General features: G+C 70.4%; 22 protein-coding genes and 1 riboswitch. Of the genes, 8 read left to right on the forward strand and 14 right to left on the reverse strand.

Annotated features, from left to right (window positions below; genetic code table 11):
• Nucleotides 1–54: 54 nt before the first annotated feature.
• From AOQ53_RS08240 to AOQ53_RS08260, 5 genes are all read right to left on the reverse strand, one after another.
• A complete protein-coding gene (locus AOQ53_RS08240; RefSeq protein WP_059416326.1) occupies nucleotides 55–1,239 on the reverse strand; it encodes a hypothetical protein in 1,185 nt (394 codons plus the stop codon).
• A 33-nt stretch (nucleotides 1,240–1,272) separates the two neighbouring features.
• Nucleotides 1,273–2,286: a C40 family peptidase gene (locus tag AOQ53_RS08245; RefSeq protein ID WP_059416327.1), complete on the reverse strand. Its 1,014-nt coding sequence runs from the start codon at nucleotides 2,284–2,286 to the stop codon at nucleotides 1,273–1,275.
• A gap of 230 nt (nucleotides 2,287–2,516) precedes the next feature.
• Complete coding sequence (locus tag AOQ53_RS08250) at nucleotides 2,517–3,557, reverse strand: C40 family peptidase (protein WP_059416328.1); 1,041 nt, start codon at nucleotides 3,555–3,557, stop codon at nucleotides 2,517–2,519.
• Between the two features lie 266 nt (nucleotides 3,558–3,823).
• A complete protein-coding gene (locus tag AOQ53_RS08255; protein WP_059416329.1) occupies nucleotides 3,824–5,173 on the reverse strand; it encodes an NYN domain-containing protein in 1,350 nt (449 codons plus the stop codon).
• 72 nt (nucleotides 5,174–5,245) lie between these two features.
• On the reverse strand, nucleotides 5,246–5,485 hold the full coding sequence (locus AOQ53_RS08260) for a hypothetical protein (RefSeq protein WP_020272953.1): 240 nt from the start codon (nucleotides 5,483–5,485) through the stop codon (nucleotides 5,246–5,248).
• 159 nt (nucleotides 5,486–5,644) lie between these two features.
• On the opposite strand from AOQ53_RS08260, the gene AOQ53_RS08265 reads away from it, so the two are divergent.
• The 7 genes from AOQ53_RS08265 to AOQ53_RS08295 all read left to right on the forward strand — a co-directional run bounded on the left by AOQ53_RS08265 (nucleotide 5,645) and on the right by AOQ53_RS08295 (nucleotide 11,897).
• Entirely contained in the window at nucleotides 5,645–6,388 is a 744-nt protein-coding gene (locus AOQ53_RS08265; protein WP_059416342.1) for a rhomboid family intramembrane serine protease, read from the forward strand.
• Complete coding sequence (locus tag AOQ53_RS08270; RefSeq protein ID WP_059416330.1) at nucleotides 6,385–6,666, forward strand: Lrp/AsnC family transcriptional regulator; 282 nt, start codon at nucleotides 6,385–6,387, stop codon at nucleotides 6,664–6,666. The genes AOQ53_RS08265 and AOQ53_RS08270 overlap by 4 nt, the downstream gene beginning before the upstream one ends.
• A gap of 81 nt (nucleotides 6,667–6,747) precedes the next feature.
• Complete coding sequence (locus AOQ53_RS08275) at nucleotides 6,748–7,074, forward strand: hypothetical protein (protein ID WP_059416331.1); 327 nt, start codon at nucleotides 6,748–6,750, stop codon at nucleotides 7,072–7,074.
• Nucleotides 6,998–8,515: a sensor histidine kinase gene (locus AOQ53_RS08280; RefSeq protein WP_078945206.1), complete on the forward strand. Its 1,518-nt coding sequence runs from the start codon at nucleotides 6,998–7,000 to the stop codon at nucleotides 8,513–8,515. The genes AOQ53_RS08275 and AOQ53_RS08280 overlap by 77 nt, the downstream gene beginning before the upstream one ends.
• Nucleotides 8,512–9,177, forward strand: coding sequence for a response regulator transcription factor (locus tag AOQ53_RS08285; RefSeq protein ID WP_031115817.1), 666 nt, complete (start codon nucleotides 8,512–8,514; stop codon nucleotides 9,175–9,177). Before AOQ53_RS08280 ends, AOQ53_RS08285 begins: the two co-directional genes overlap by 4 nt.
• 80 nt (nucleotides 9,178–9,257) lie before the next feature.
• Complete coding sequence (locus tag AOQ53_RS08290) at nucleotides 9,258–10,673, forward strand: SLC13 family permease (RefSeq protein WP_059416332.1); 1,416 nt, start codon at nucleotides 9,258–9,260, stop codon at nucleotides 10,671–10,673.
• A 12-nt stretch (nucleotides 10,674–10,685) separates the two neighbouring features.
• Entirely contained in the window at nucleotides 10,686–11,897 is a 1,212-nt protein-coding gene (locus AOQ53_RS08295) for a glycerate kinase (protein ID WP_059416333.1), read from the forward strand.
• Here the strand turns inward: AOQ53_RS08295 and AOQ53_RS08300 are convergent.
• The 6 genes from AOQ53_RS08300 to ctaE all read right to left on the reverse strand — a co-directional run bounded on the left by AOQ53_RS08300 (nucleotide 11,852) and on the right by ctaE (nucleotide 19,137).
• Nucleotides 11,852–13,228, reverse strand: coding sequence for an aminotransferase class V-fold PLP-dependent enzyme (locus AOQ53_RS08300; RefSeq protein ID WP_059416334.1), 1,377 nt, complete (start codon nucleotides 13,226–13,228; stop codon nucleotides 11,852–11,854). The genes AOQ53_RS08295 and AOQ53_RS08300 overlap by 46 nt on opposite strands.
• A 129-nt stretch (nucleotides 13,229–13,357) precedes the next feature.
• A riboswitch (SAM riboswitch) is annotated at nucleotides 13,358–13,474 on the reverse strand.
• A gap of 260 nt (nucleotides 13,475–13,734) precedes the next feature.
• Nucleotides 13,735–14,799: an anthranilate phosphoribosyltransferase gene (trpD, locus tag AOQ53_RS08305; protein WP_059416335.1), complete on the reverse strand. Its 1,065-nt coding sequence runs from the start codon at nucleotides 14,797–14,799 to the stop codon at nucleotides 13,735–13,737.
• Between the two features lie 138 nt (nucleotides 14,800–14,937).
• Nucleotides 14,938–16,560: a cytochrome bc1 complex cytochrome b subunit gene (gene qcrB, locus AOQ53_RS08310; protein WP_059416336.1), complete on the reverse strand. Its 1,623-nt coding sequence runs from the start codon at nucleotides 16,558–16,560 to the stop codon at nucleotides 14,938–14,940.
• Nucleotides 16,557–17,630, reverse strand: coding sequence for a cytochrome bc1 complex Rieske iron-sulfur subunit (gene qcrA, locus AOQ53_RS08315; RefSeq protein ID WP_059416337.1), 1,074 nt, complete (start codon nucleotides 17,628–17,630; stop codon nucleotides 16,557–16,559). Before qcrA ends, qcrB begins: the two co-directional genes overlap by 4 nt.
• Entirely contained in the window at nucleotides 17,627–18,439 is an 813-nt protein-coding gene (gene qcrC, locus AOQ53_RS08320; protein ID WP_059416338.1) for a cytochrome bc1 complex diheme cytochrome c subunit, read from the reverse strand. Before qcrC ends, qcrA begins: the two co-directional genes overlap by 4 nt.
• 77 nt (nucleotides 18,440–18,516) lie before the next feature.
• Nucleotides 18,517–19,137 carry an aa3-type cytochrome oxidase subunit III gene (gene ctaE / locus AOQ53_RS08325; protein ID WP_030249479.1) on the reverse strand — a complete coding sequence of 207 codons (621 nt, stop codon included), beginning with the start codon at nucleotides 19,135–19,137 and terminating at the stop codon, nucleotides 18,517–18,519.
• 144 nt (nucleotides 19,138–19,281) lie between these two features.
• Here ctaE and AOQ53_RS08330 point away from each other — a divergent pair, with 144 nt between their 5' ends.
• Nucleotides 19,282–19,683: a response regulator gene (locus AOQ53_RS08330; protein ID WP_059416339.1), complete on the forward strand. Its 402-nt coding sequence runs from the start codon at nucleotides 19,282–19,284 to the stop codon at nucleotides 19,681–19,683.
• A gap of 101 nt (nucleotides 19,684–19,784) precedes the next feature.
• Here the strand turns inward: AOQ53_RS08330 and AOQ53_RS08335 are convergent, their stop codons facing one another.
• The 3 genes from AOQ53_RS08335 to AOQ53_RS08345 form a co-directional block, all read right to left on the reverse strand.
• The gene (locus tag AOQ53_RS08335; RefSeq protein ID WP_059416340.1) at nucleotides 19,785–21,035 is read right to left on the reverse strand and encodes a L,D-transpeptidase; all 1,251 of its coding nucleotides are present in this window, start codon (nucleotides 21,033–21,035) and stop codon (nucleotides 19,785–19,787) included.
• 131 nt (nucleotides 21,036–21,166) lie between these two features.
• Nucleotides 21,167–21,565, reverse strand: coding sequence for a cytochrome c oxidase subunit 4 (locus AOQ53_RS08340; protein WP_059416341.1), 399 nt, complete (start codon nucleotides 21,563–21,565; stop codon nucleotides 21,167–21,169).
• Nucleotides 21,562–22,307: cytochrome c oxidase subunit I (locus AOQ53_RS08345; protein ID WP_174523243.1), on the reverse strand; the 746-nt coding region annotated here is incomplete at its 5' end. The genes AOQ53_RS08345 and AOQ53_RS08340, both read right to left, overlap by 4 nt.

Consider the following 22,307-nt stretch of genomic DNA (forward strand, 5'->3'; position numbering starts at 1 on the left):
CCACCACACCCCCACCAGCCCAGGCAAACCGACGGCCACCCCGCCCCAGCCCGCTCAGCCCAGCCGAACCCGCAGATAGTCCCGCCACTCCTCCGTGAAGGACTCCGGCGTCGTCCCCAGCACCTCGCGCATCGCCTCCTCCACCGCCCCCGCCCGCTTCCGGTGCTCGCCGACGGCCCGGTAGAACTCGCCCAGCCGGGCCTCGCCCCAGCGGTCGGCGATCAGCCGGCACGCCGTCCAGCCGCTCTCGTAGGCCCGGGCCAGGCGGCTCGCGTCGCCGGTGAAGCCGAAGTCCTCGTCGGCCGGGAGGGCGGACGGGATCTGGCCCTGGGTCACCGCGCGGGACAGTTCGGGCGCGGCCTCGCGCGGGGTGCGGCCGGTGGCCCGGTAGCCGACCCAGTCGGCGTAGCCCTCGGACAGCCAGAGCGGGGTGGCGGGGGTGGTGTGGGTGCGGGTGGCGACATGGGTCGTCTCGTGGGTGACGACGACCTGCTCTCCGAACGTGCCGAGGAGTGCGAACGCGTCCGGGTTGACGATGATGCGGTCCGCCGGCGCCTGTGCCGCTGCGCCCGTCTCGCCCGTGGTGACCGCCGCGATCCCGCGGTAGGAGGAGGCGGGCGAGCCGAGCAGCCCCGCCATCCCCTCCAGTGACTTCGGTACGAGCAGGACGACACGCCGGCCCCAGTCCGTGCCCCACGCCTCCGAGACCGCGGGCACCGCACGGTCGGCCAGGTCCGCGAAGCCGCGCAGCGACCGGCCGGACTGCCCGACCCCGAGGACGAGGCTGCGCTCGCCCCGGACGACCTGTACCGCACCCTGGTCCCACAGCTGCTGGGCGGACTTCCTCGCGGGCCGGTCGGCGTCGACGGACCACTGCCCGTCCCCGTCGCGGCTGAGCCGCAGGGTGCGGCCGGCGGTCACCGGCGCCCGGTCGTACCCGGAGACGCGGTAGCGCAGTTCGGCGTCGGCGGTGGCCGTGTCGCCGGTGCGGTGCACGTCGGTCACGCGGTATGACCAGTCGGCCAGGGGCAGCGCGCGCAGATGGGCGAAATCTACCCCCGTGCCCGTGCGCGCGTAGGCCCGCTCGTCATGGTCGAGGACCGCGGCGGCCCGCCGGTCGAGGAGCCGCTGGACGTCGGCCGTGGCGCTGTCGGCGGCAGGCCGGCCCCCGCATCCGGTCAGGAAGACGAGCAGCACAACGAGCGCCACCACCAGGGACCCCGACCTTCGACCAGCCACGTTCCCGATCGTACGGGCGCCGGGGCGGGCCGGTCAGACCCTGGTGACCGACGAGACCGGCATCATCCCGACCGGGTCGTAGCGCACGGGCGCGCCGGGGTAGGGCGCGTGGATGACCTGGCCGTTGCCCATGTACATCCCGACATGGCTGGCGTCGGACCGGTAGACGACCAGGTCACCGGGACGCGCCTCGGACAGCGGGACCTGCCGGCCGGCGAATCGCTGGGCCTGCGAGGTGCGCGGCAGGGAGACCCCGGCCTGCGCGTACGACCACTGCATCAGGCCCGAACAGTCGAAACCGGAGGGGCCGTTGGCCCCCCAGATGTAGGGCTTGCCGAGGGCGCTGCGGGCGGCGGCGACGGCGGCCGCTCCGCGTCCTGAGGCGGCGGTGGCGCTGCCGAGGTCGGGAATGCCGTCGCGGCCGGTGCGGGAGGCTCGGTCGTACGCGTCGCGCTCGGCGTCCGGAAGGGAGTTGAGCAGCCGCCGGGCCGTGGCGAGCTTCCGCTCGACGGTCTTCTTGTGGGCGGCGACGGCCTTGCGGCTCTTCTCCAGTTCGCGGAGCTTGCCGGCGGCCTCCTCGCGGTCCTGGGCGAGTTCGCGCATGGCCTCCTGGAGCTCCTTCAGCTCGCCGGCCTGGTGGGCCGTGATGCGGCCCAGCCGGGACGCCTTGTCGAGGTAGTCGTCCGGGTCGTCGGAGAACAGCAGGGCGAGGGACGGGTCGATGCCGCCCGACCGGTACTGGGCGCCGGCGAGCGAACCGAGCGACTCCCGCATGGAGTTGATGCGCTGCTGCTGCCGGGCGATCCGGTCCCGGGCGGTGCGGGCCTCGTCGCGCAGTTCGTCGGCGCGCTCGTCGGCCGCGTTGTAGGCCTCGGTCGCCTTCTCGGCCCGCTCGTAGAGGCGGTCCACCTCGGCCCGGGTCTCGTCGTACGGTGCGGCCACGGCCGGTACCGCGCCCAGGGCGGCGGCCGCGACGGAAAGGAAGCTGACCGCGACACTGGCGCCCAGGTCGAACCCGGACGGTGCAAGGCGGCGATGGGACCCCACGGGAAGCCGCTCTCCTTCCGCTGACGGACTAGGAAACGCGGCAGACAGTAGCCCCGCGACGGGGGTCCGCCAACGACCATCCGTGGGTATGCGGCACGACGCCCCGCCACTGACGCAGGTCACTGGCGGGGCGTGGGCTCAGTCGAAGCTGGCGCGATTCGCCCGAACGGCGGAACGGTGTCCTGATCTTGAAGACGCCGGGGGCCGGTCGGGGGTCGTCGTGCCGAACGTCAGACGCGGACGCCGAACATGAACGGGCCGCCGATGGTGTCCATCGACTCGTAGCGGACGACCGTGCCGGTGCGCGGGGCGTGGATGATCTGTCCGTTGCCGGCGTAGAGGCCGACGTGGTGCAGGTCGTTGAAGAAGAAGACCAGGTCGCCGACCTTGAGCTGGCTGACCGAGTAGATCTTGGTGCCGGCTCCGGTCTGCGCCTCGGAGGTGCGCGGGATCTGCACGCCGGCCGCGGCGTACGCCCGGGAGGTGAGGCCGGAGCAGTCGTAGGAGCTCATGCCGGTGGCCCCGTAGACGTACGGCTTGCCGAGCTGGCTCTGGGCGAAGGCGAAGGCCGCGGCGGCCCGGCCCGAGCCGGGCGGGACGTCGGCGGTGAGGGCGTCGCGCTCGCTGGCCCGGCTGGCGCGGTTCTGCTCCTCGGCGAGCTTGGCCTTCTCGGCGGCGGAGAGGCTGTTGAGCAGCTTCTGCGCGGAGGCGAGCTTGCCCTGGACTTCCTTCTTCTTCTTGCCGAGTTCGGTGCGGGTGGAGGCGAGGTCCTTGAGCTTCTCGGAGGCCTCGGCGCGCTCCTGGGCGAGTTCGCGCTGCTTCTCCTGGACCTTCTTCAGCGCCTCGACCTGCTGGCTGCTCAACTGGTCGAGCGTGGAGGCCTTGTCGAGGTAGTCGTCCGGGTCGGCGGAGAGGAAGAGCTGGACGGAGGGGTCGATGGAGCCGGTCCGGTACTGCGACGCGGCCGCGAGACCCAGGCTGTCGCGCAGCTCGTTGAGCTCCTCCTGGCCGCGGGCGACGTTGTCCTGGATGGTGGAGATCTCCTTCTGGAGCTTCTCCTGCTTCTCCTTGGCCCCGTTGTACTTCTCGGTGGCCTGCTCAGCCTCTTCGTAGAGCTTGTCTACCTTGGCCTTGACCTCGTCCTTGCTCGGCTTCTCGCTGGGGGCGGCGTTGGCGGCCTGCGAGCTGAAGGCGACGGCAGCGGCGGCGGCTGTGGTCAACACGGTCACACGTGCGCGGCTCGGCTGCTTGGGACGACGGTGGGACGCCACGGGTGACAAGCTCCTTCTCGGCCCCTCCGCCGTCGCTCCCAGTGAGCGATCACCCGAGCGGAGGTTCGGGGCCTGACCCTAGTGACCTTCCTGTGATCAGTTCAAATCCTCAGATGAAAAATTCCGCCACAGAGGTCATTCTTTGCACGGGACTCACAGGCTGTGCGGTGAACTTGACCGTACGTCGCGTGAAGGTCGCGCCAATTCGGGCATCTCGCCTGGAAGTTACACATGGTGCGTACGCCCCTTAGGCCCTGGAACGGCCGCTAGCCCCGCGAAAGGCGCTTCAGCAGCATCGCCGAGGCCACGGGACGGGCGCCCGCGCGGGCCACACCGTCGGCGACCTCGCGGTCGGTGGAGGCCACGATGACCGGCCGGCCGGGCGGTTCGGCGCGCACCAGCTGACGGATCAGCTCGTCGGCGGTGACGCCCGGCTTCGAGAACAGCACCCGCACTCCGCGCGGCGGCGCGAGCAGTACCGGCGCGGCCAGTTCGGCCCCGTCGAAGACGCACGTCACCTCGGCGCCGCTCTGCGCCGCCAGTTGCGAGAGCTGCCCCAGCAGCCTCAGGCGCTGCTTCTCCAGCGGCATCTGCGGATAGCCGGTCTTGGTGACGTTGTAGCCGTCGACGACCAGGTGGGCCTGCGGCAGCGCCAGCAGCTGGTCCAGGACCTGAGGGTCGTTCTCGGACAGGGCGCGGGCGGCGATGTCCTTGGGGCTCATCCGGCCCGGCTCGACGGCGTCCACCGTCTCGGCGGGCCGCACCGACACCGGCGGCAGGGCCAGCTCGCGCCGGAGCCCCTGGGTGGCGTCCAGCAGGGTGTCCAGCAGCAGCCGCACCCTCATGTCCTCGACGCTGCGGCCCTCGCGCGCCGCCCGGCGCGCCGCCTCCAGCGCGGCCTCGGTCTCGCCCAGCCGCGCCTTGAGCCGCCGGGTCTCGCTCTCGGCGGCGGACACCTGGGCCTGCCCCTCGGCGCGGACGGCCTCGATCTCGCCGTGCGCCTTGCGCAGAGCGGCCTCGCCGCGCTTGACGTCACTGAGGGCGGCGCGGAGCTTGCGGTGCAGCGACTCGGCTTCCTTCCTGGCCGATTCCAGCTCCGTGCGCAGCCGCTCCGTCTCGACCCTGGTGTGGTCACGGGCCCGGGCCAGCTCGGCGCGCAGCCGCTCCAGCTCGGCCCGGTTCTCCTCGTCGGCCCGCTCGGCGTCGGCCCGCTGGGCCTCCTCGCCGGCGGCGGTCACGAGCTTCACCCAGTCCGTCGGCCGCAGTACGTAGGCCGCGGCCGCCACGTCGAGCGGATCCGCGGCCGGGGGCGGGGAGCCTGAGTCGAGGGCGCCGGTCAGCTCCGGCTGGGCCTCTCTGAGCTTCTCCCCGATGCGCTGCCGGAACAGCGGGTCGGTCTCCAGCGCCGCGGCCATGGCGTTGCCGGCGAACTTGGCCCGCCGGTTCGGGGCGAACCGCGCGTACTGCCTGAGCTGCGCGGGCAGCTCGCCGACCGTCAGCGAACCGAAACCGTCGGAGACGATCTGGACGACCCTGCGGCGCACGCCGTCGGGCAGCGGACGGTCGAGCACCTCGGCGGCGCCGTCGCCCGGCCCCCCGCCCGTGGTCTCCACCATCCGTCACACACCCCAATTCTCGCGGGGCCATCCCCCACTCTCGACTTCGCTCGAGCGGGGGGACCCCCATCGTCAGGAGCCGGCACCCGGCCTGTCCACGAGTTCCACCTGGTCCACCGCGTTGCACCAGCGGCAGCGCACCGACTCGATGGTCTCACTGAGCACCTCGCGCTCCTCGACCTTCGGCTCTCCGGCCAGATCGAGGTGGACGTACTCGACGACCTTCGACGAGCGGGTCACGTCGAACCTCGTGAGGTTGCCGCAGAGGGCGCAGCGCCACCGCGTCGAGGCGGTGGGCAGGGGAACCGTCATCGTGGCCTGTTCTCTTTCCTTCTAGTGTCCGTGACGCCACCGGCATCCCCGGTGCGTGTGGCTCGTAACCCTACGGCCTGGCGGGTCCTCGCCGCCCACGCGTCCGCGGCGGCGAGGCGGTCTGTGCGGGTGCGTCCGGTTACGTCATGCTCTGTGTTCATGATCAGCAAGTGGAGTGCGTCGATCGTCCGGGCCGGCAGATCGGTCCGGGGGTCGTCGGCGCCGGTGACGTACTCACTGATCGCCCTGTGCTGCGCGGTCTTCCTGGCCGGGCCCGCCTCGGGCCTGAGTCCGGCGTACGGCACGGGCGACGACCTGCTCGCCGCGCAACGGTCCTACTTCCGGCGCTGGGGGGTGATCCCCGCAGAACTGTTCGAGGGATCCGCCGGATCGGCCCTCACCCCCGCGACGGCCCTCTTCGTCCACGGCAGCTGGGTGCACCTGCTCGGCAACATGCTCTTCCTCTACGTCTTCGGGGCGATGACCGAGGAACGGATGGGCCGGGTGCAGTTCACCCTGTTCTACGTCGGCTGCGGCTATCTGGCGCTGCTGGGCTACGCCGTCGCCAACGCGGACTCCGAGCAGTCCCTGGTCGGTGCCTCGGGGGCGATCTCGGCGGTCCTCGGTGCGTTTCTCTACCTGTTCCCGCGGGCCAGGGTGACCAGTCTCCTGCCCTTCCTCTTCTTCCTGCCGGTGCGCTTCCCGGCCTGGATCGTGCTGCCGTTCTGGGCGGCGCTCCAGTGGCTGGCGGCGGGACGGGCCCCGGACGGCCCGGGCGTCGCCTACCTCGCCCACCTGGTGGGTTTCGGCCTCGGCTTCGGCTACGCCTCGGTCCGCTACGGCCGTCCCACTAGAGTGAAGGCCGCCCCTGCTCCGGCCCCCGAGGGAGAGAACCAGCCGTGATCACCGCGATCGTCCTCATCAAGACCAGCGTGGACCGGATCCCCGAGATCGCGGAGTCGATCGCCGCGCTGGACAACGTCAGCGAGGTCTTCTCCGTCACCGGCACCTACGACCTCATCGCGATGGTCCGGGTGAAGGAGCACGAGGACCTGGCGGAGGTCATCCCCGGCCGGATCAGCAAGATCCCCGGGGTGGAGGGGACCGACACGCACGTGGCGTTCCGCACGTACTCGCAGCACGACCTGGAGGCGGCGTTCGCGATCGGGCTGGACAACTGAGGACCGCCGCGGCCCCTGGATGAAGAGTTCTTCATCCAGGGTTCATCATCGGCTCCTGGTTCCGGCCGCAGGCTCGGGCGCATGGCTTTCTCCCGTCGTATGGCGGCCCTGTCCGCCGTCGTGCTGATCCCCTTGGGCATCGCCGCGACCAGCTACGCCCTCGCGGACAGCCCCGAGGCGCCCAAGGTCCCGTCCCAGCAGGTGGAGCTGGACAACAGCTCGCCCACACCCACCTCCACGCTCACACCCGCGAAGTCCACGCCGCCGAAGCCCACACCGGGCGACGAGGCCGGCTCGCGGCCTCCGGTGACCGACAGCTCAGCGAGTGGCGATGACGACGACGACCGCGGCCGGGGAGCATCGGACGACGGGCCCGGCGACGACGACGGCGCCGGTTCTGACAACTGACGCCGGCCGCCGGCGCGTCTCCGCCCGGGTCCGCATCCTGCTCTGGCTGCTGCTCGTGATGGCGGTCGCGCTCGCCTCCGTCGCCATGACCACCCGCTCGTTCCTGCTGCGGGACGTCGACAACCGGATCAACCGCCTGCTCACCCAGGAGACCGGCGAGTTCGCCAACTTCGAGGAGCAGGGCGGGGACCCGCGGACGGGCCGGCCGTTCACCGACGCGGACCGGCTGCTGACGGTGTTCCTGGAACGGCAGAACCCCGACGCGGACGAGGAGCTGATCGGCCTGGTGACCAGGACCGACGGCAGCCTCCGGCCGCTGCGCCAGCAGCACGACGTGGCCGTCGCCCTGCCCCTGGACCGGGACGTCGACGCCCTGCGCCGCATCTTCGGCTCGCCCGCGTCCTCCGGTGTGCTGCACCGGCCGGAGGGCGAGATCCGCTGGGCCAAGGTCACCGTGGCCCAGCAGGGCCGGGAGCCGGACGCCGCGTTCGTCGTCGCCTTCCATCCGGAGCGCGAGCAGGCCCGCGTGAACAGCATGTTCCGCACGCTGCTCGTCATCTCCGGGGTCGCCCTGCTGCTGACCGTCGGGATCGCCTGGGCGGTCGCCGGGCGGATCCTCAGGCCCGTGCGGGTGGTGCGCACCGCGGCGGCGCAGCTCACCGAGCAGGACCTCACCCGGCGGATCCCGGTGCACGGAAACGACGACATAGCGGCTCTCGCCGATACGTTCAACGGCATGCTCGACCGGCTGGAGCGGGCCTTCGCCGCCCAGCGCGAGTTCGTCGACGACGCGGGCCACGAGCTGCGCACGCCCATCACCATCGTGCGCGGCCATCTCGAACTCATGGGCGACGACCCGGCCGAACGCGAGGAGACCATCCGGCTGGTGACCGACGAGCTGGACCGGATGAGCCGCATCGTCGAGGACCTGCTGCTGCTCGCCAAGGCCGAACGCCCCGACTTCGTCTCCCCCGAGCCGGTCCAGGTCGCCGAACTCACCGCCGACGTCTACGTCAAGGCCCGCACGCTCGGCGAACGCGACTGGCAGCTCGCCGAGGTCGCCGACCTGGAGGCCGAGCTGGATCCGCAGCGGATCACCCAGGCCATGGTGCAGCTGGCGCAGAACGCCGTGCAGCACACCACGTCCGGCCAGACCATCCGCATCGGCTCTCGCACCGACGGCCCGCACCTGGAGCTGTACGTCGCCGACTCCGGGCCCGGTGTGCAGCCCCAGGACACCGAGGTGATCTTCGAACGCTTCCGGCGCGGCACGGCCCGCCGTGGCGCCCGGGGCTCCGGCGCCGGGCTCGGACTGTCCATCGTCAAGGCGATCGCCGAGGGGCACCGGGGCCGGGTACGGCTCCACGGCACGCCCGGGGGCGGCGCCACCTTCGCCCTCGTTCTGCACGCGCCCCGGGCACCGGAAGGGGATCCCACGTGAACCGCATCCTCATCGTCGAGGACGAGGAGCGCATCGCCTCCTTCGTGGAAAAGGGCCTGCGCTCCAACGGCTTCACCACGACCGTCGTCACCGACGGCGACGCGGGCTACGAGTACGCCCTGACCGGCGGCTTCGACCTCGTCGTCCTGGACATCGGACTGCCCGGCCGGGACGGCTTCACGATCCTGCGCGAGCTGCGCGAGGCGCGGGTGACGGTGCCGGTGATCGTGCTGACCGCGCGGGACTCCGTACGGGACACGGTGGCCGGTCTCGAGGGCGGCGCCGACGACTGGATGACCAAGCCGTTCCGCTTCGAGGAGCTGCTCGCCCGGGTGCGGCTGAGGCTGCGGACGGCCGCGCGGGCGCCGGAGGTGACGGTGCTCAGATCCGGTTCCCTGAGCCTGGACCTGCGCACGCGCCGGGCGCGCTCCGGGGAGCGGACCGTCGACCTGACGGCCCGTGAGTTCGTGCTGCTGGAACTGTTCCTGCGGCATCCCGGGCAGGTGCTGTCCCGGGAGCAGATCCTGTCCCATGTGTGGGGGTACGACTTCGACCCGGGGTCCAACATCGTGGACGTGTACGTGCGGACGCTGCGCAAGAAGCTGGGGGCGGAGCGGGTGGAGACGGTACGCGGGATGGGCTACCGGCTGCCCACCGGCTGAGGAACGGGTGAAGGCCCGGGTGAAGTTCCCTTCATCTTCGGCTCATCGACGGCTCACCACCCGGGCGAATCCTCGATGACGTGACGCTGAACCTCCGATCCACCGCCGCCCTGTGCGCGGCGCTGACCGTCTGCCTCCTGCTCGCGGTCCCCCGGAACTTCCCGGGACTCGGCGCCGACGCCCGTTTCACGCTCGCCGTGTTCGTACTGGCGACCTGCGCCTGGATGGGGACGTCGATCGACGACACCTACATCGCGCTGGGCGCCGGGCTCGCGCTCACGGTGACCGGCGTGATCAGCAGCGACACCCTGTTCGGCACACTCGGTGAAGCCACGGTGTGGCTCCTGATCTGCGCGTTCGTACTGGCCGCCGCGGTGAGCCGGACCGGGCTCGCGGGGCGGGCGGCGGTGTTTCTGGTCAGCGGGGCGCGCACGGTACGGCAGCTCGTGCACCTGACGACGGCGGCCCTGGTCGTCACGGCGTTCGCGGTGCCCGCCACCTCCGGCCGGGCCGCGCTCGCGCTGCCGGTGTTCCTCGCCCTCGCCAAGGTCCTCGCCGACCGGAAACGACTGGTCGTGATGCTGGCGCTGCTGTTCCCGACCGTGATCCTGCTGTCGGCGGTGGCGACCCTGATCGGCGCCGGAGCGCATCTGATCACCGTGTCGGTGCTGTGGGAGGCGACCGGGCGGCACATCGGCTTCACTCAGTGGCTGCTGCTGGGCCTGCCGCTGGCCGTGGCCTCCTCGCACCTGTCCGCCGAGCTGGTCCTGCTGACGACGACCCGGCGGGCGGACCGCAGCGGCCCGGTCCGCATCACCCCCGAGCAGATCCAGCAGCACAGCGAGCAGCCGGTCACCGGCCCCTGGAGCCAGGCCGAGAAGCGCTGCGCCCTGCTCATGGCCACGGTGGTGCTGCTGTGGTGCAGTGAGCCCCTGCACCGCGTGCCGCCCGCGCTGGTCGCGCTGATCGGCGCGGTCATCGCCTCGTCGCCCGCCCTCGGCACCGTGCGCCTGAAGGACGCGCTGAAGACCGTCCCCTGGTCACTGCTGCTGTTCATGGCGGCGACGATGGCGATGGGCGTCGCGCTCACCGACTCCGGAGCGGCGAAGTGGCTGGTCTCCGGGCTGCCGACGAGTCAGGCCCCGGTGGTGTTCCTGGCGGTCGTGATCGCGGTCAGCACGGCCGCCCACCTGGTCCTCCAGTCCCGCTCCGCCCGCTCCTCCGTCCTGGTCCCGCTGGTCGTGGCCGCCTCCGTCGGCGTCGGCGTCAACCCGGTCGCCGCCGCGCTCGCCTCCACCGCCGCCGCCGGCTTCTGCCACACGCTGCCCGCCTCCGCCAAGCCGGTCACGCTCTTCGCGCAGATCCCCGGCACCCCCACCTACACCCCGCGCGACCTGCTGCGGCTGTCCGCCTTCCTGGCCCCGCTGACCGCCGCGCTCGTGCTGCTCTTCGCCGTCGCGGTGTGGCCGCTGCTCGGCGTCTCCGTCACCCGTTAAGGAGCCCCACCCATGCTGACCCGTGTCGTCGTAGCCCCCAGCGGGTTCAAGGAGTCCCTGTCCGCGGAGGCCGCCGCCGACGCCATCGCCGCCGGCGTACGCCGTGTCCTGCCCGACGCCGAGCTCGACCTCGTCCCGCTGGTGGACGGCGGCGAGGGCACGGCCGTCGCCCTGGCCGCCGCGACCGGGGGCCGGCTCGTCACCGTGCCCGCCACCGGCCCGGTCGGGGAGACCATCGGCGCCCACTTCGCCCTGCTGGGCTCCGGGGACACGGCGGTCGTGGAGATGGCGGCGGTCGCGGGCCTCTCCCTCGTCCCGCGCGGCCTGCGCGACCCGGGCGCCACCACCACCTACGGCGTCGGCGAGCTGATCCGCTCCGCGCTCGACCAGGGCGTCCGGCGGATCCTCGTCGGCTGCGGCGACTCGGGCACCTCCGACGGCGGCGCGGGCGCGCTCCAGGCGCTCGGTGCCCGGCTGCTGGACGAGCAGGGCGAGGAACTCCCGGTCGGGGGCCGGGAGCTGACGAGACTGCACCGCATCGACCCGAGGCGCCTGGACACCCGCCTGGCGGACGTGGAGCTGCTCGTCGCCTGCAACCCGTACAACGTGCTGTGCGGCGAACGCGGCGTGGCCCGGGTCTTCGGACCGCAGAAGGGCGCGACGCCCGCCCAGGTCGAGCAGCTGTCGACCGGACTGGAGAACTGGGCCTTCGTCCTCACCCGCGACGTCGCCGTCCCGGACACCAACCTCCGGTACGGTCCCGGAACCGGGGCCTCCGGCGGCCTGGGCGCCGGCCTCGCCGCCCTCGGCGCCCGTCTCCTCCCCCGCTTCGACGTGCTGCTGGACCACCTCGACCTGGACGCCCGGCTGGCCGGCGCGGACCTGGTGATCACCGCCGAGGGCGCCCTGGACCACCAGACGCCGCGCGGCAAGGTCCCCGCCGAGGTGGCCCGCCGGGCCAAGCTCTACGGCCGCCCGGTCCTGGCCCTGGCGGGCACGCTCGGCGAGGGCGCGCACGAGGTGCCGGGCGTGGACGCGTTCAGCGGCATCCTGCCGGCACCGATGGCCCTGGCGGAGGCCCTGGTCCGGGCGAGCGAGCTGCTCACGGACGCCACCGAGCGGGCCCTGCGGATGATCGTCCTCGGCACCCGGCTACCGCTGGTCTCCGACCGGGCCGTTCAGGCCGACCTGTCCGGGACGCAACGCCCGTCCTCCGTGCGGTAGTTCCACCGCGCCCCGTCTGTCACGAGCTCCTTCACGGCCCGGACGAACCGCTCCACGTGCTCGTCCGGCGTACCCGCGCCGAAGCTCACGCGGATGGCGTTGAGGGACTTCTCGCCGGGAGCCGCCTCCGGTGCCCCGCACTCGCCCTGCGTCTGCGGGTCGCTGCCGAGCAGCGTGCTCACCAGCGGGTGGGCGCAGAAGAGCCCGTCCCGGACGCCGATGCCGTACTCGGCGGAGAGCGCGGCGGCGAAGTGCGAGCTGTTCCAGCCCTCGACGACGAAGGAGAGCACACCGACACGCGGCGCGTCGTCCCCGAAGAGGGACAGGAACCGCACCTGGGGGACGTCGGCGAGCCCCTCCCGCACCTTGGCGACCAGGTACTGCTCGCGGGCGACGAGCGTGTCGAAGCCGGCCTCCGTCAGCGCCTTGCAGGCGGAGGCGAGGGCGTAGGCACCGATGACGTTGGGCGAACCGGCCTCGTGACGGGCGGCGCTGTCGTGCCACTGAACGTCCACTCCCCCGTCCGTGCGCCGGGTGACCTTGCGGCTGGCGCCGCCGCCGGCGAGGTACGGCTCGGCCTCGCGCAGCCAGTCGGCCCGCCCGGCCAGCACGCCGGAGCCGAAGGGCGCGTACAGCTTGTGCCCGGAGAAGGCGACCCAGTCGACATCGAGGTCCCTGACGGACACGGGGTGATGCGGGGCCAGTTGGGCGGCGTCGAGCACGATCCGGGCGCCGTGGGCGTGCGCGACCGCCGCGAGCTCCCGTACGGGCCACAGCTCGCCGGTGACGTTCGAGGCGCCGGTGACGCAGACGAGGGCGGGCCCGTGGGGGTCCCTCTCGGCGAGGGCGCGCTTCAGGGTCTCGACGGCCTGGCGGGGGCTGCGCGGGGCGTCGAGGTAGGTGACGCGGGCGTCGCGCCAGGGCAGCAGGGCGGCGTGGTGCTCGGTCTCGAAGACGAAGACCTGGCAGCCGGCCGGGAGCGCGGCGGCGAGGAGGTTGAGGGAGTCGGTGGTGGACCGGGTGAAGACCACCTGGTCACCGTCCCGGCAGTCGAGGAACTCCGTGACCGTACGGCGGGCGTTCTCGAAAAGGTCGGTCGACAACTGGGACAGGTACCCGGCACCGCGGTGGACGCTGCCGTAGTACGGCGCGTAGGCGGCGACGTCGTCCCAGACCCGCTGGAGCGCCGGGGCGCTGGCGGCGTAGTCGAGCGCGGCGTAGGTGACCTCACCACCGGTGACGAGTGGAACGGTGACGTCCCGGCCCAGGACGGGCAGCGGGGCACAGACGGCCTGGTCGGCGGCGACAGCGGAGGCAGTGGAGACGGACATGGGGGAACTCCCGTGAGAGACAGGGGTGGAGAGAAAAGGGGTGTGCGGAGGCGGGGCTCTGCGGCCCTAGCGCATTCGCTTGCTCACGGGAGGCTCCCTCGAACGACCAGGACCCCTGGTTTCGCGAGGGGTCCGCGCTTGCCGTAGACCTTGCTGACTACGGCCTGGTCTTCACCCGGGGCACCCCGCCACGGACGGAGGGTTGCCGGACAGTCGGCCGGGGCCTCATGACTGTCACTCATGACCTGGAGAGGAACTTACGAGAATGATCGAGGTCCCGCAACCCGCGTCCGGATTGCGGGACACCCCGCGCCAGTGTCTGACACATCCCCGTCGTCCGCCCGGAGGGCGGGCTCCGCGGCGTCATGGGGGTCCCCCTGCTCGAGCGAAGTCGAGAGCTTGGGGGAGCGTGCGATCGCAAGGCGCCGGAGCGCCCTCGATGGGGTCCCCCCTGCTCGAGCGCGTGCCGGACGCCGCGGAGCAGGCGGGGATTTGTCAGACAGGCCCTACGCGTTGCTCGCCGCCACCCACCGCTCCAGGGTCCGCTTGGCGGCCCCGGAGTCGATCGATTCGGCCGCCTTCGCCATGCCGGCACGGATCTGCTCGGCCAGCGTCCCCCGGCCGGGATCGAGGGCCACCAGGGCAGCCGCCGAGTTCAGCAGGACCGCGTCCCGCACCGGGCCCGTCTCTCCGTCCAGCAGGCGGCGGGCGACCTCCGCGTTGTAGGAGGCGTCCGCGCCGCGCAGGGCCTCCACGGGGACGAGTTCGATGCCCACGTCGCGCGGGTCGAAGGCCTCCTCGGTCACCTTGCCGTCACGGACGACCCACACCCTGGACGTGGCGGTGGTGGTCAGTTCGTCGAGGCCGTCGTCGCCGCGGAAGACCAGGGACGAGTGGCCGCGCTCGGCGAATACACCCGCGACGATCGGTGCCATGCGCGGATCCGCGACACCGACGGCCTGGGCGCGTACCTTCGCGGGGTTGGTCAGCGGGCCGAGGACGTTGAAGATCGTTCGGATGCCCAACTGGCCACGGGCCGCGCCCGCGTGGCGCATCGCCGGGTGGAACTTCGCCGCGAAACAGAAGGTGATCCCGGCGTCCTCGGCGACCTGGGCCACCCGGTGCGTCGGCAGCTCCAGGTTGACGCCGAGCTTCTCCAGCACGTCCGACGCCCCGGACGCCGAGGACGCCGCGCGGTTGCCGTGCTTGACGACCTTCGCACCCGTGCCGGCGATGACGATCGCCGACATCGTGGAGATGTTGACGGTCTTCGCCCCGTCGCCGCCCGTGCCGACGATGTCGACGGCCGGGCCCGGCACTTCGATCACGTTCGCGTGCTCGTACATCGCCCGGACGAATCCGGCGATCTCCTCGACGGTCTCGCCCTTGGCCCGCAGCGCCACCACGAACCCGGCGATCTGGGCGTCCGTCGCCTCGCCGCGCATGATCAGGTCCATCGCCCACGCGGTGTCGTCGGCGGTCAGGTCCCGGCGCTCCAGCAGACCGTTCAACAGCAGGGGCCAGGAGCGGCCCGCCGCGGTGTCGCCTCCAGCGGGGATCACAGCGCTCATAAGCCGCTCCAGGGTCAGGCGTCCCGCACTACGGGACGAGGGTCTCAACGAGGTCCACCCTATCCAGCCACGGGGCACGGCGAAGGGCCCCGTCCGAACACCGGACGGGGCCCTTCGTGTGGCGTGGCGAAGCAGTGATCAGTGGTGGCCGTGGCCGCTGGTGATCTCCCGGTACTCCTCGGCGGTCGGCTTCGGGATCTGGGCTCCCTCGCCGTAGTAGGAATCGCTGAGCTTGGCGCGCAGCTTCTCGGAGCCCTTCACCTTGCGCTCGACACCGTTCTCGTCGACCGTCGGGCCGATCTCGGCCGGCTTGTACTGCTCGTGCGCCGTGAGCGTGTACATCTGCTCCTGGCTGAGCGGCTCGTGCACCTCGATGAACTCACCGTGCGGCAGGCGCTTGATGATGCCGGTCTCGCGACCGTGCAGCACCTTCTCCTTGTCCCGGCGCTGGAGGCCGAGGCAGATCCGCTTGGTGATGATGAACGCGATGACCGGCCCGGCGAAGAACCCGATCCGGACGAACCAGGTGACCGCGTTGATCGACAGGTGGAAGTGGGTGGCGACGATGTCGTTGCCACCGCCGATCAGCATGATCATGTAGCCGGTGACCCAGGCGACACCGAAGGCGGTGCGCGTCGGGGCGTTGCGCGGCCGGTCCAGGATGTGGTGCTCGCGCTTGTCCCCGGTGACCCACGACTCGATGAACGGGTAGAGGGCGATGATCCCGAGGAAGAGACCGAACAGCACCAGCGGGATGAACACGCCCAGGACGAGCGTGTGACCCCAGAAGTCGATCTCCCAGCCGGGCATCGCCCGGACCAGACCCTCGGCGAAGCCCATGTACCAGTCGGGCTGCGCACCCGTCGACACCTGGTCGGGACGGTAGGGGCCCAGGACCCAGATGGGGTTGACGGTCGCGATGCCGGCGATGGCCGCGATGACGCCGAAGACCAGGAAGAAGAAGCCTCCGGCCTTGGCCATGTAGACCGGCAGCAGCGGCATGCCGACGACGTTCTTGTTGGTCCGGCCGGGACCCGCGAACTGCGTGTGCTTGTGGTAGAAGACCAGGATCAGGTGGCCGACCACGAGCCCGAGCATGATGCCCGGCAGCAGCAGGATGTGGATCGAGTAGAACCGGGCGACGAAGTCGGTACCCGGGAACTCCCCGCCGAACAGGAACATCGAGATGTACGTGCCGATGATCGGCGTGGACAGGATCGCGCCCTGGGTGAAGCGGACACCGGTGCCGGAGAGCAGGTCGTCCGGGAGCGAGTAGCCGGTGAAACCGGTGAACATGCCCAGGACGAACAGCAGGAAGCCGAACAGCCAGTTGATCTCACGCGGCTTGCGGAACGCGCCGGTGAAGAACACGCGCATCATGTGCACGAACATGCCGGCGAGGAAGATGATCGCCGCCCAGTGGTGGATCTGCCGGATGAGCAGACCGCCGCGCACGTCGAAGCTGATGTCCAGGGTGGAGGCGAAGGCCTCCGACATCAGCTGCCCCTGGAGCGGGACGTAACTGCCGTGGTACTCCACCTCGTTCATCGACGGGTGGAAGAACAGCGTCAGGTACACACCCGTCAGGATGATGATGATGAAGCTGTAGAGGCAGATCTCACCGAGCATGAAGGACCAGTGGTCCGGGAAGATCTTGCGCATGTTGGCCTTGGCCAGGGAGTAGATCCCGAGGCGGCCGTCGGCCCAGTCGGCGACCCGCTCTCCGGCGGGTGCCTTGCGGCGTTCTTGTGCAGTGCTCATCCGCGCTCCCAGAAAGCAGGGCCGACGGGCTCTTCGAAGTCGCCGAGCGCCTCGAGGTAACCCTCGTCGTTCACGCCGATGCGGAGCTGCGGCAGGGCGTGACCAGCGGGACCGAAGATCACTCGGGCACCGTCGGAGAGGTCGAAGGTGGACTGGTGGCAGGGGCAGAGCACGTGGTGCGTCTGCTGCTCGTACAGGGAGATCGGGCAGCCGACGTGGGTGCAGATCTTCGAGTACGCGACGATGCCCTCGTGCGACCACTCGAGCTCGCGCTTGTCCTTGATGTTCTCCGGCTGGATCCGGACGATCATCAGGGCGGCCTTGGCGATCTCGTTCTGGAACTCGTGGTCGTGCTCCTCCAGGCCCTCGGGCTTGGCGAAGGTCAGCGAACCGACCGCGACGTCCGAGGGACGCAGCGGCTCGTTCGTGTTCATGTTCACGAGCAGCTTGCCCTTGGACCACAGCGTGTGACGCAGCTTGTCCTCGGGCAGCGGGCCGAGGTCGCGCAGCAGCACGACACCGGAGAGCGGCACCAGCGTGAGCGCGCCGAACATGGTGTTGCGGATCAGCTTGCGGCGGCCGAGCGCGGACTCCTTGGCGCCCTGCTTGAAGTCGGCGAAGACCTTCTCGCGGACCTCGGGCTCCGCCTCGATCGGGTGCCGCTCGTCAGCGATCTCCACGTCCGACATCAGGGTGCGGGCCCAGTGGACGGCGCCCGCGCCGATGCAGAACAGCGCGATGCCGAGCGTCATGCCCAGCGCGAAGTTCAGCGCGCTGATGTGGCCCAGCGGGAAGATGTAGACCGACTTGTCGACCGGGATCGCCACGAACGCGGCGATGAAGGCGATGGTGGCCAGCATCGACACCGTGAACATCAGGGCGACCGCACGCTCGGACCGCTTGGCGGCCCGCTCGTCGACGTCCTGGATCCGGTGCTCGTGGGGGGGCAGGCCCGGGTCGGCGAACGGGTGCTTCTCGTCCGCGGGGCTCAGCGCCCCGTGCCCGTGCTCGTCATGTCCTGCGGACTGCTCGGCAGGCAGGTTCTCTTCTGGATTCTCTTGGCTACTCATGACTTCTTGGCCTTTGCGGTCCGGGCGGCGACCCACACGGCGACGGCGATCAGCCCGCCGAGACCGAAGATCCAGCCGAACAGTCCCTCGCTGACCGGCCCGAGGCCGCCGAGCTCGAGGCCGCCGGGGCTCTCGGACTTGCTGCTGTTGACCGCGTCCAGGTACGCGATGATGTCCTTCTTGTTCTCCTCCGACAGCGTGGTGTCGGGGAAGGACGGCATGTTCTGCGGGCCGGTCTGCATGGCCTCGTAGATGTGCTTCGGGCTGACGCCCTCGAGGTCCGGTGCGTACTTGCCGTGCGTCAGCGCACCGCCCTTGCCGGTGAAGTTGTGGCACTGCGCGCAGTTGGTACGGAACAGCTCACCGCCCTTGGCGATGTCGGCACCCTGGGGGCCGTACTGCTCCTCGGTCGGGATGGCAGGCCCGGCGCCCAGCGAGGCGATGTAGGCCGCGAGCTGGTCGATCTCGGCCTGGCTGTAGATGTTCTTCTTCTTGGGGACCTGCGGGCCCTGGGAGGTGGCGGCCGGCATACGGCCGGTGGCCACCTGGAAGTCCACGGCCGCGGCGCCCACGCCCACCAGGCTCGGCCCGTCGGAGGTGCCCTGACCGCCGGTGCCGTGGCAACTGGCGCAGCCGACCGAGTAGAGCTTCTTGCCCTCCTCGATGGTGAGGGACTGGGCGGTTTCGTCGGCCTCAGCCTTGCTCGTGGGTGCGAACACGGCGTACAGCCCCCCGCTGAAGAGCAGCGCGAGGAGTAGGACGACGACCGCCGCCAGCGGGTGGCGTCGTCGTGCGGAGAGCTTTTTCACGGATTACCCCGGTGTCAGGATCTTCTGCGTCGGTGCTTCTGGGATGCGTGCCTCGTCGGGCGCGCGCTGCGGTCCCGCTACTTGATCATGTAGATCGTGGCGAAGAGGCCGATCCAGACGACATCGACGAAGTGCCAGTAATAGGACACGACGATCGCGGCGGTCGCCTGCTCGTGGGTGAACCTCCGGGCCGCGTAGGTCCGGCCCAGGACCAGCAGGAAGGCGATGAGACCGCCCGTCACATGCAGGCCGTGGAAGCCGGTGGTCAGGTAGAAGACCGAGCCGTACGGGTCGGAGGACAGGGACAGGCCCGCCTCCTTGACCAGCTCGGTGTACTCGAGGACCTGGCCGCCGATGAAGATCGCACCCATCACGAAGGTGACGATGAACCACATCCGCAGCTTCTTCACGTCACCGCGCTCGGCGGCGAAGACGCCGAGCTGGCAGGTGAGTGAGGAGAGCACCAGGATGGTGGTGTTCGCCGCCGAGAACGGGAAGTTGAGATGGCTGGCCATCTCCTTCCAGTGATCGGGACCCGTCACCGATCGCAGGGTGAAGTACATCGCGAAGAGGGCCGCGAAGAACATCAGCTCGGAACTCAGCCAGATGATGGTTCCGACGCTGGTGAGGTTCGGCCGGTTGACCGACGGGTGCGCGTGCCCGGTTTCTACTGTCGTTGCTGTCGCCACGACCGACATTATGTCGGTCGCTTATCCCGCCCTCACTCCGGGGGGTGCCGTTCGGAGTGTCCGACCCGGTCGTACCGCTGTTGACGTGGTGTTCAAGGGAGTAGCATCCGCCCCACGGGCCTGTCCTTACGACGCTGACGTCACGGAGGAACAATGCAGCCGACCGCCACGGTGCTGGTCTACAGCGACGACTCCAACACCCGCGAGCAGGTGCGGCTCGCCACGGGACGGCGGCCGGCGCCGGACGTTCCCCTGGTGGAGTTCGTGGAGTGTGCGACTCCGGGAGCGGTGCTCAAGGAGTTGGACCGGGGTGGGATCGACGTCTGTGTGCTGGACGGTGAGGCCGTGCCGATGGGGGGCATGGGGCTCTGCCGGCAGATCAAGGACGAGGTGTTCGAGTGTCCTCCGGTGCTGCTGCTCATCGGACGGCCGCAGGATGCGTGGCTCGCGACCTGGAGCCGGGCCGAGAGTGCGGTGACCCTGCCGGTGGAGCCGGTGGAGTTCGCCTCGGCGTTGGCTTCTTTGTTGCGGTCGAGGGCGGCTTTGAACGCCTAGGAGCCCGGGACGTCCGGTTGCGTGGCGACCTGCGGGTGTGTGGGGGTTGTTCGCGCCCACGCGCCGGAGCCGCACATCGACACGGTCCCGCGCCCCTGAGGTCAGACGCTCTGCGGGCGTAGACGGGCTCTGTCGGCTGCTGTCGGGCCCTCCGGGGTGCCGGCTGTCAGGGAGCTGCCCGTGCGCCACTGTTTCCACTCGAGGTTCCAGTCGCCGAAGCCGTTGCCGAACGGGGTCATCGTGTCGCCGGCGGAGTTTATGACCTTGACGATGTCGCCCTCGCGGATGTTCTCGTAGAACCACGCGGCGTTCTCGGTGCTCATGCCGGTGCAACCGTGGCTGACGTTGGCGTAGCCCTGGGAGCCGACGGACCAGGGCGCGGCGTGGACGTACTCGCCGCTGTTGGTGACGCGCACGGAGTGGTGGACGATCAGGTCGTAGAAGTCCGAGGCGCCGATGCTGGCGCTGGTCATCCGGACGGTGCCTTCCTTGGCCAGGACGACCTTGACACCGTTGCGGGTTTCGTATCCGGGCATGCCCGTGGTGACCGGGATCTGCCGGACGATCTCGTCGTTCTTGTAGACGCTCATCCGGTGGGCCGCGGCGTCCGTGACGGCTATGACCTTGTCGGCGGTGTTGATCGTCAGCGGCTTGGCCTTGCCGCCCCGCATACGGTCGCCGATCTTGATGCCCGCCAGGTTGCTGCGGACCTGGATGGTGGCCTGCGCGGGCCAGTAGTCCTTCGGGCGGTAGTGGAGCTTCTTGTCGTCCACCCAGTGCCAGGCGCCGTCCGTGGCGGGTATGGAGGAGACCTTGAGGGCCCGTTCGACGACGGCCCGCTGGGATCTGTCCTTGACGGGCTGGCTCAGCTCGGCCGTGATGGGCTGGCCGACGCCGTAGGTGCCCGCCTTGGGGCCGAAGGTGACGTCCAGGCGCTTCTTGGAGGTGGGCTTGCCGGTGTCGAAGGTGAGGACCTTGCGGCCGGGCGCCCCGTCCTCGTCCTCGGTGCTCACGCGGACCGTGTAGCTGGCGTCGGCGGCGAGCGGCGAGGTGCTGTGCCAGCGGCCGCCGTCGGCGGCGAGTTCGCCGGCCACGTAGCGTCCGGCGGCATCGTAGGCCGTGACGTCCGTGATGCGCCCGTCGGAGTCCTCGGCGACCACTTCCAGGGGCTTGTCGGGGTCGGCCTTCTTGCGGCCCTGTGAGGGGGCGTTGAAGGAGATCTGGTCCGCCGCGTCGTAGGGGCGGTGGGAGAGCGGGTTGCCGTCCGAGCCGCAGGCGGTGACGCCCGCGCAGAGGGCTATCACCAGCAGCGTGCAGCTGGCGACTGGGCGGGAGATCGCTGTGTGGCTCATGGCCTCACGCTAGGAAGCCGCGTCAACTGCGGCACGCCGAGTGACTCGTACGAGTGACACGTATTGCGGCAAAAGCAGGGGCCCGGACGCTCCTTGCGGAGTGTCCGGGCCCCTGAAGCGTTCGGCTCGTGTTACTGGGTGCGGTTCTCACCGCGGTAGTACTCGAAGACCCAGCCCCAGACACCGATCAGGATGATCGGCAGCGAGAAGTACAGCAGCCACCAGCCGATCGCGATGGCCAGGAAGGCGAGGGCGCCACCGATGGCCAGGGAGAGCGGCTGCCAGCTGTGCGGGCTGAAGAACCCGACCTCGCCGGCGTCGTCCGCGACGTCCGCCTCCTTGTTGTCCTGCGCACCGACGTCGACCCGCTTGGCCGTGAAGCCGAGGTAGAAGCCGATCATGATGCACAGGCCGAAGGCCAGGAAGAGGGCCGTGGTACCGGCCGGCTCCTTCGACCACACGCCATAGACGATCGCCATGGCGAGGACGAAGACGCTCAGCCACATGAACATCTTGCCCTGGATCTTCACTTGCCGGCCTCCTTGCCACCAGCGATGGCCTTCTCGCCGTGACCGACGTTCTCGAGCTGGTCGAGGGCGGCGATCTCCGGGTGGTGCAGGTCGAACGCCGGGGATTCACTGCGGATCCGCGGCATGATGACGAAGTTGTGCCGCGGCGGCGGGCAGGAGGTCGCCCACTCCAGGGAGCGGCCGTAGCCCCACGGGTCGTCGACGCCGACCGGCTTGCCGTACTTGGCCGTCTTCCACACGTTGTAGAAGAACGGCAGGAGCGACATGCCGAGCAGGAACGAGCTGATCGTCGAGATCGTGTTCAGCGCGGTGAAGCCGTCGGCCGCGAGGTAGTCCGCGTACCGGCGCGGCATGCCCTCGGCACCCAGCCAGTGCTGGACCAGGAACGTGCCGTGGAAGCCGATGAACAGCGTCCAGAAGGTGATCTTGCCGAGGCGCTCGTCCAGCATCTTGCCGGTCCACTTCGGCCACCAGAAGTGGAAGCCGGAGAACATCGCGAAGACCACCGTGCCGAAGACGACGTAGTGGAAGTGGGCCACCACGAAGTACGAGTCCGAGACGTGGAAGTCCATCGGCGGCGAGGCCAGGATGACACCGGTCAGACCACCGAAGGTGAAGGTGATGAGGAAGCCGGTCGCCCACAGCATCGGTGTCTCGAAGGACAGCGAGCCCTTCCACATGGTGCCGATCCAGTTGAAGAACTTCACACCGGTCGGGACCGCGATCAGGAAGGTCATGAAGG

The organism is Streptomyces azureus (assembly GCF_001270025.1).
In the GTDB taxonomy this organism is placed as follows: Bacteria; Actinomycetota; Actinomycetes; order Streptomycetales; family Streptomycetaceae; genus Streptomyces; species Streptomyces azureus.

Bases quoted from the DNA above. Each gene is read 5' to 3' on its own strand.
- AOQ53_RS08255 (WP_059416329.1), bottom strand. From the start codon at position 5,173: ATGGTGGAGACCACGGGCGGGGGGCCGGGCGACGGCGCCGCCGAGGTG.
- AOQ53_RS08260 (WP_020272953.1), bottom strand. From the start codon at position 5,485: ATGACGGTTCCCCTGCCCACCGCCTCGACGCGGTGGCGCTGCGCCCTC.
- AOQ53_RS08265 (WP_059416342.1), top strand. From the start codon at position 5,645: ATGATCAGCAAGTGGAGTGCGTCGATCGTCCGGGCCGGCAGATCGGTC.
- AOQ53_RS08275 (WP_059416331.1), top strand. From the start codon at position 6,748: ATGGCTTTCTCCCGTCGTATGGCGGCCCTGTCCGCCGTCGTGCTGATC.
- AOQ53_RS08280 (WP_078945206.1), top strand. From the start codon at position 6,998: ATGACGACGACGACCGCGGCCGGGGAGCATCGGACGACGGGCCCGGCG.
- AOQ53_RS08295 (WP_059416333.1), top strand. From the start codon at position 10,686: ATGCTGACCCGTGTCGTCGTAGCCCCCAGCGGGTTCAAGGAGTCCCTG.
- AOQ53_RS08300 (WP_059416334.1), bottom strand. From the start codon at position 13,228: ATGTCCGTCTCCACTGCCTCCGCTGTCGCCGCCGACCAGGCCGTCTGT.
- trpD (WP_059416335.1), bottom strand. From the start codon at position 14,799: ATGAGCGCTGTGATCCCCGCTGGAGGCGACACCGCGGCGGGCCGCTCC.
- qcrB (WP_059416336.1), bottom strand. From the start codon at position 16,560: ATGAGCACTGCACAAGAACGCCGCAAGGCACCCGCCGGAGAGCGGGTC.
- qcrA (WP_059416337.1), bottom strand. From the start codon at position 17,630: ATGAGTAGCCAAGAGAATCCAGAAGAGAACCTGCCTGCCGAGCAGTCC.
- ctaE (WP_030249479.1), bottom strand. From the start codon at position 19,137: ATGTCGGTCGTGGCGACAGCAACGACAGTAGAAACCGGGCACGCGCAC.
- AOQ53_RS08330 (WP_059416339.1), top strand. From the start codon at position 19,282: ATGCAGCCGACCGCCACGGTGCTGGTCTACAGCGACGACTCCAACACC.
- AOQ53_RS08335 (WP_059416340.1), bottom strand. From the start codon at position 21,035: ATGAGCCACACAGCGATCTCCCGCCCAGTCGCCAGCTGCACGCTGCTG.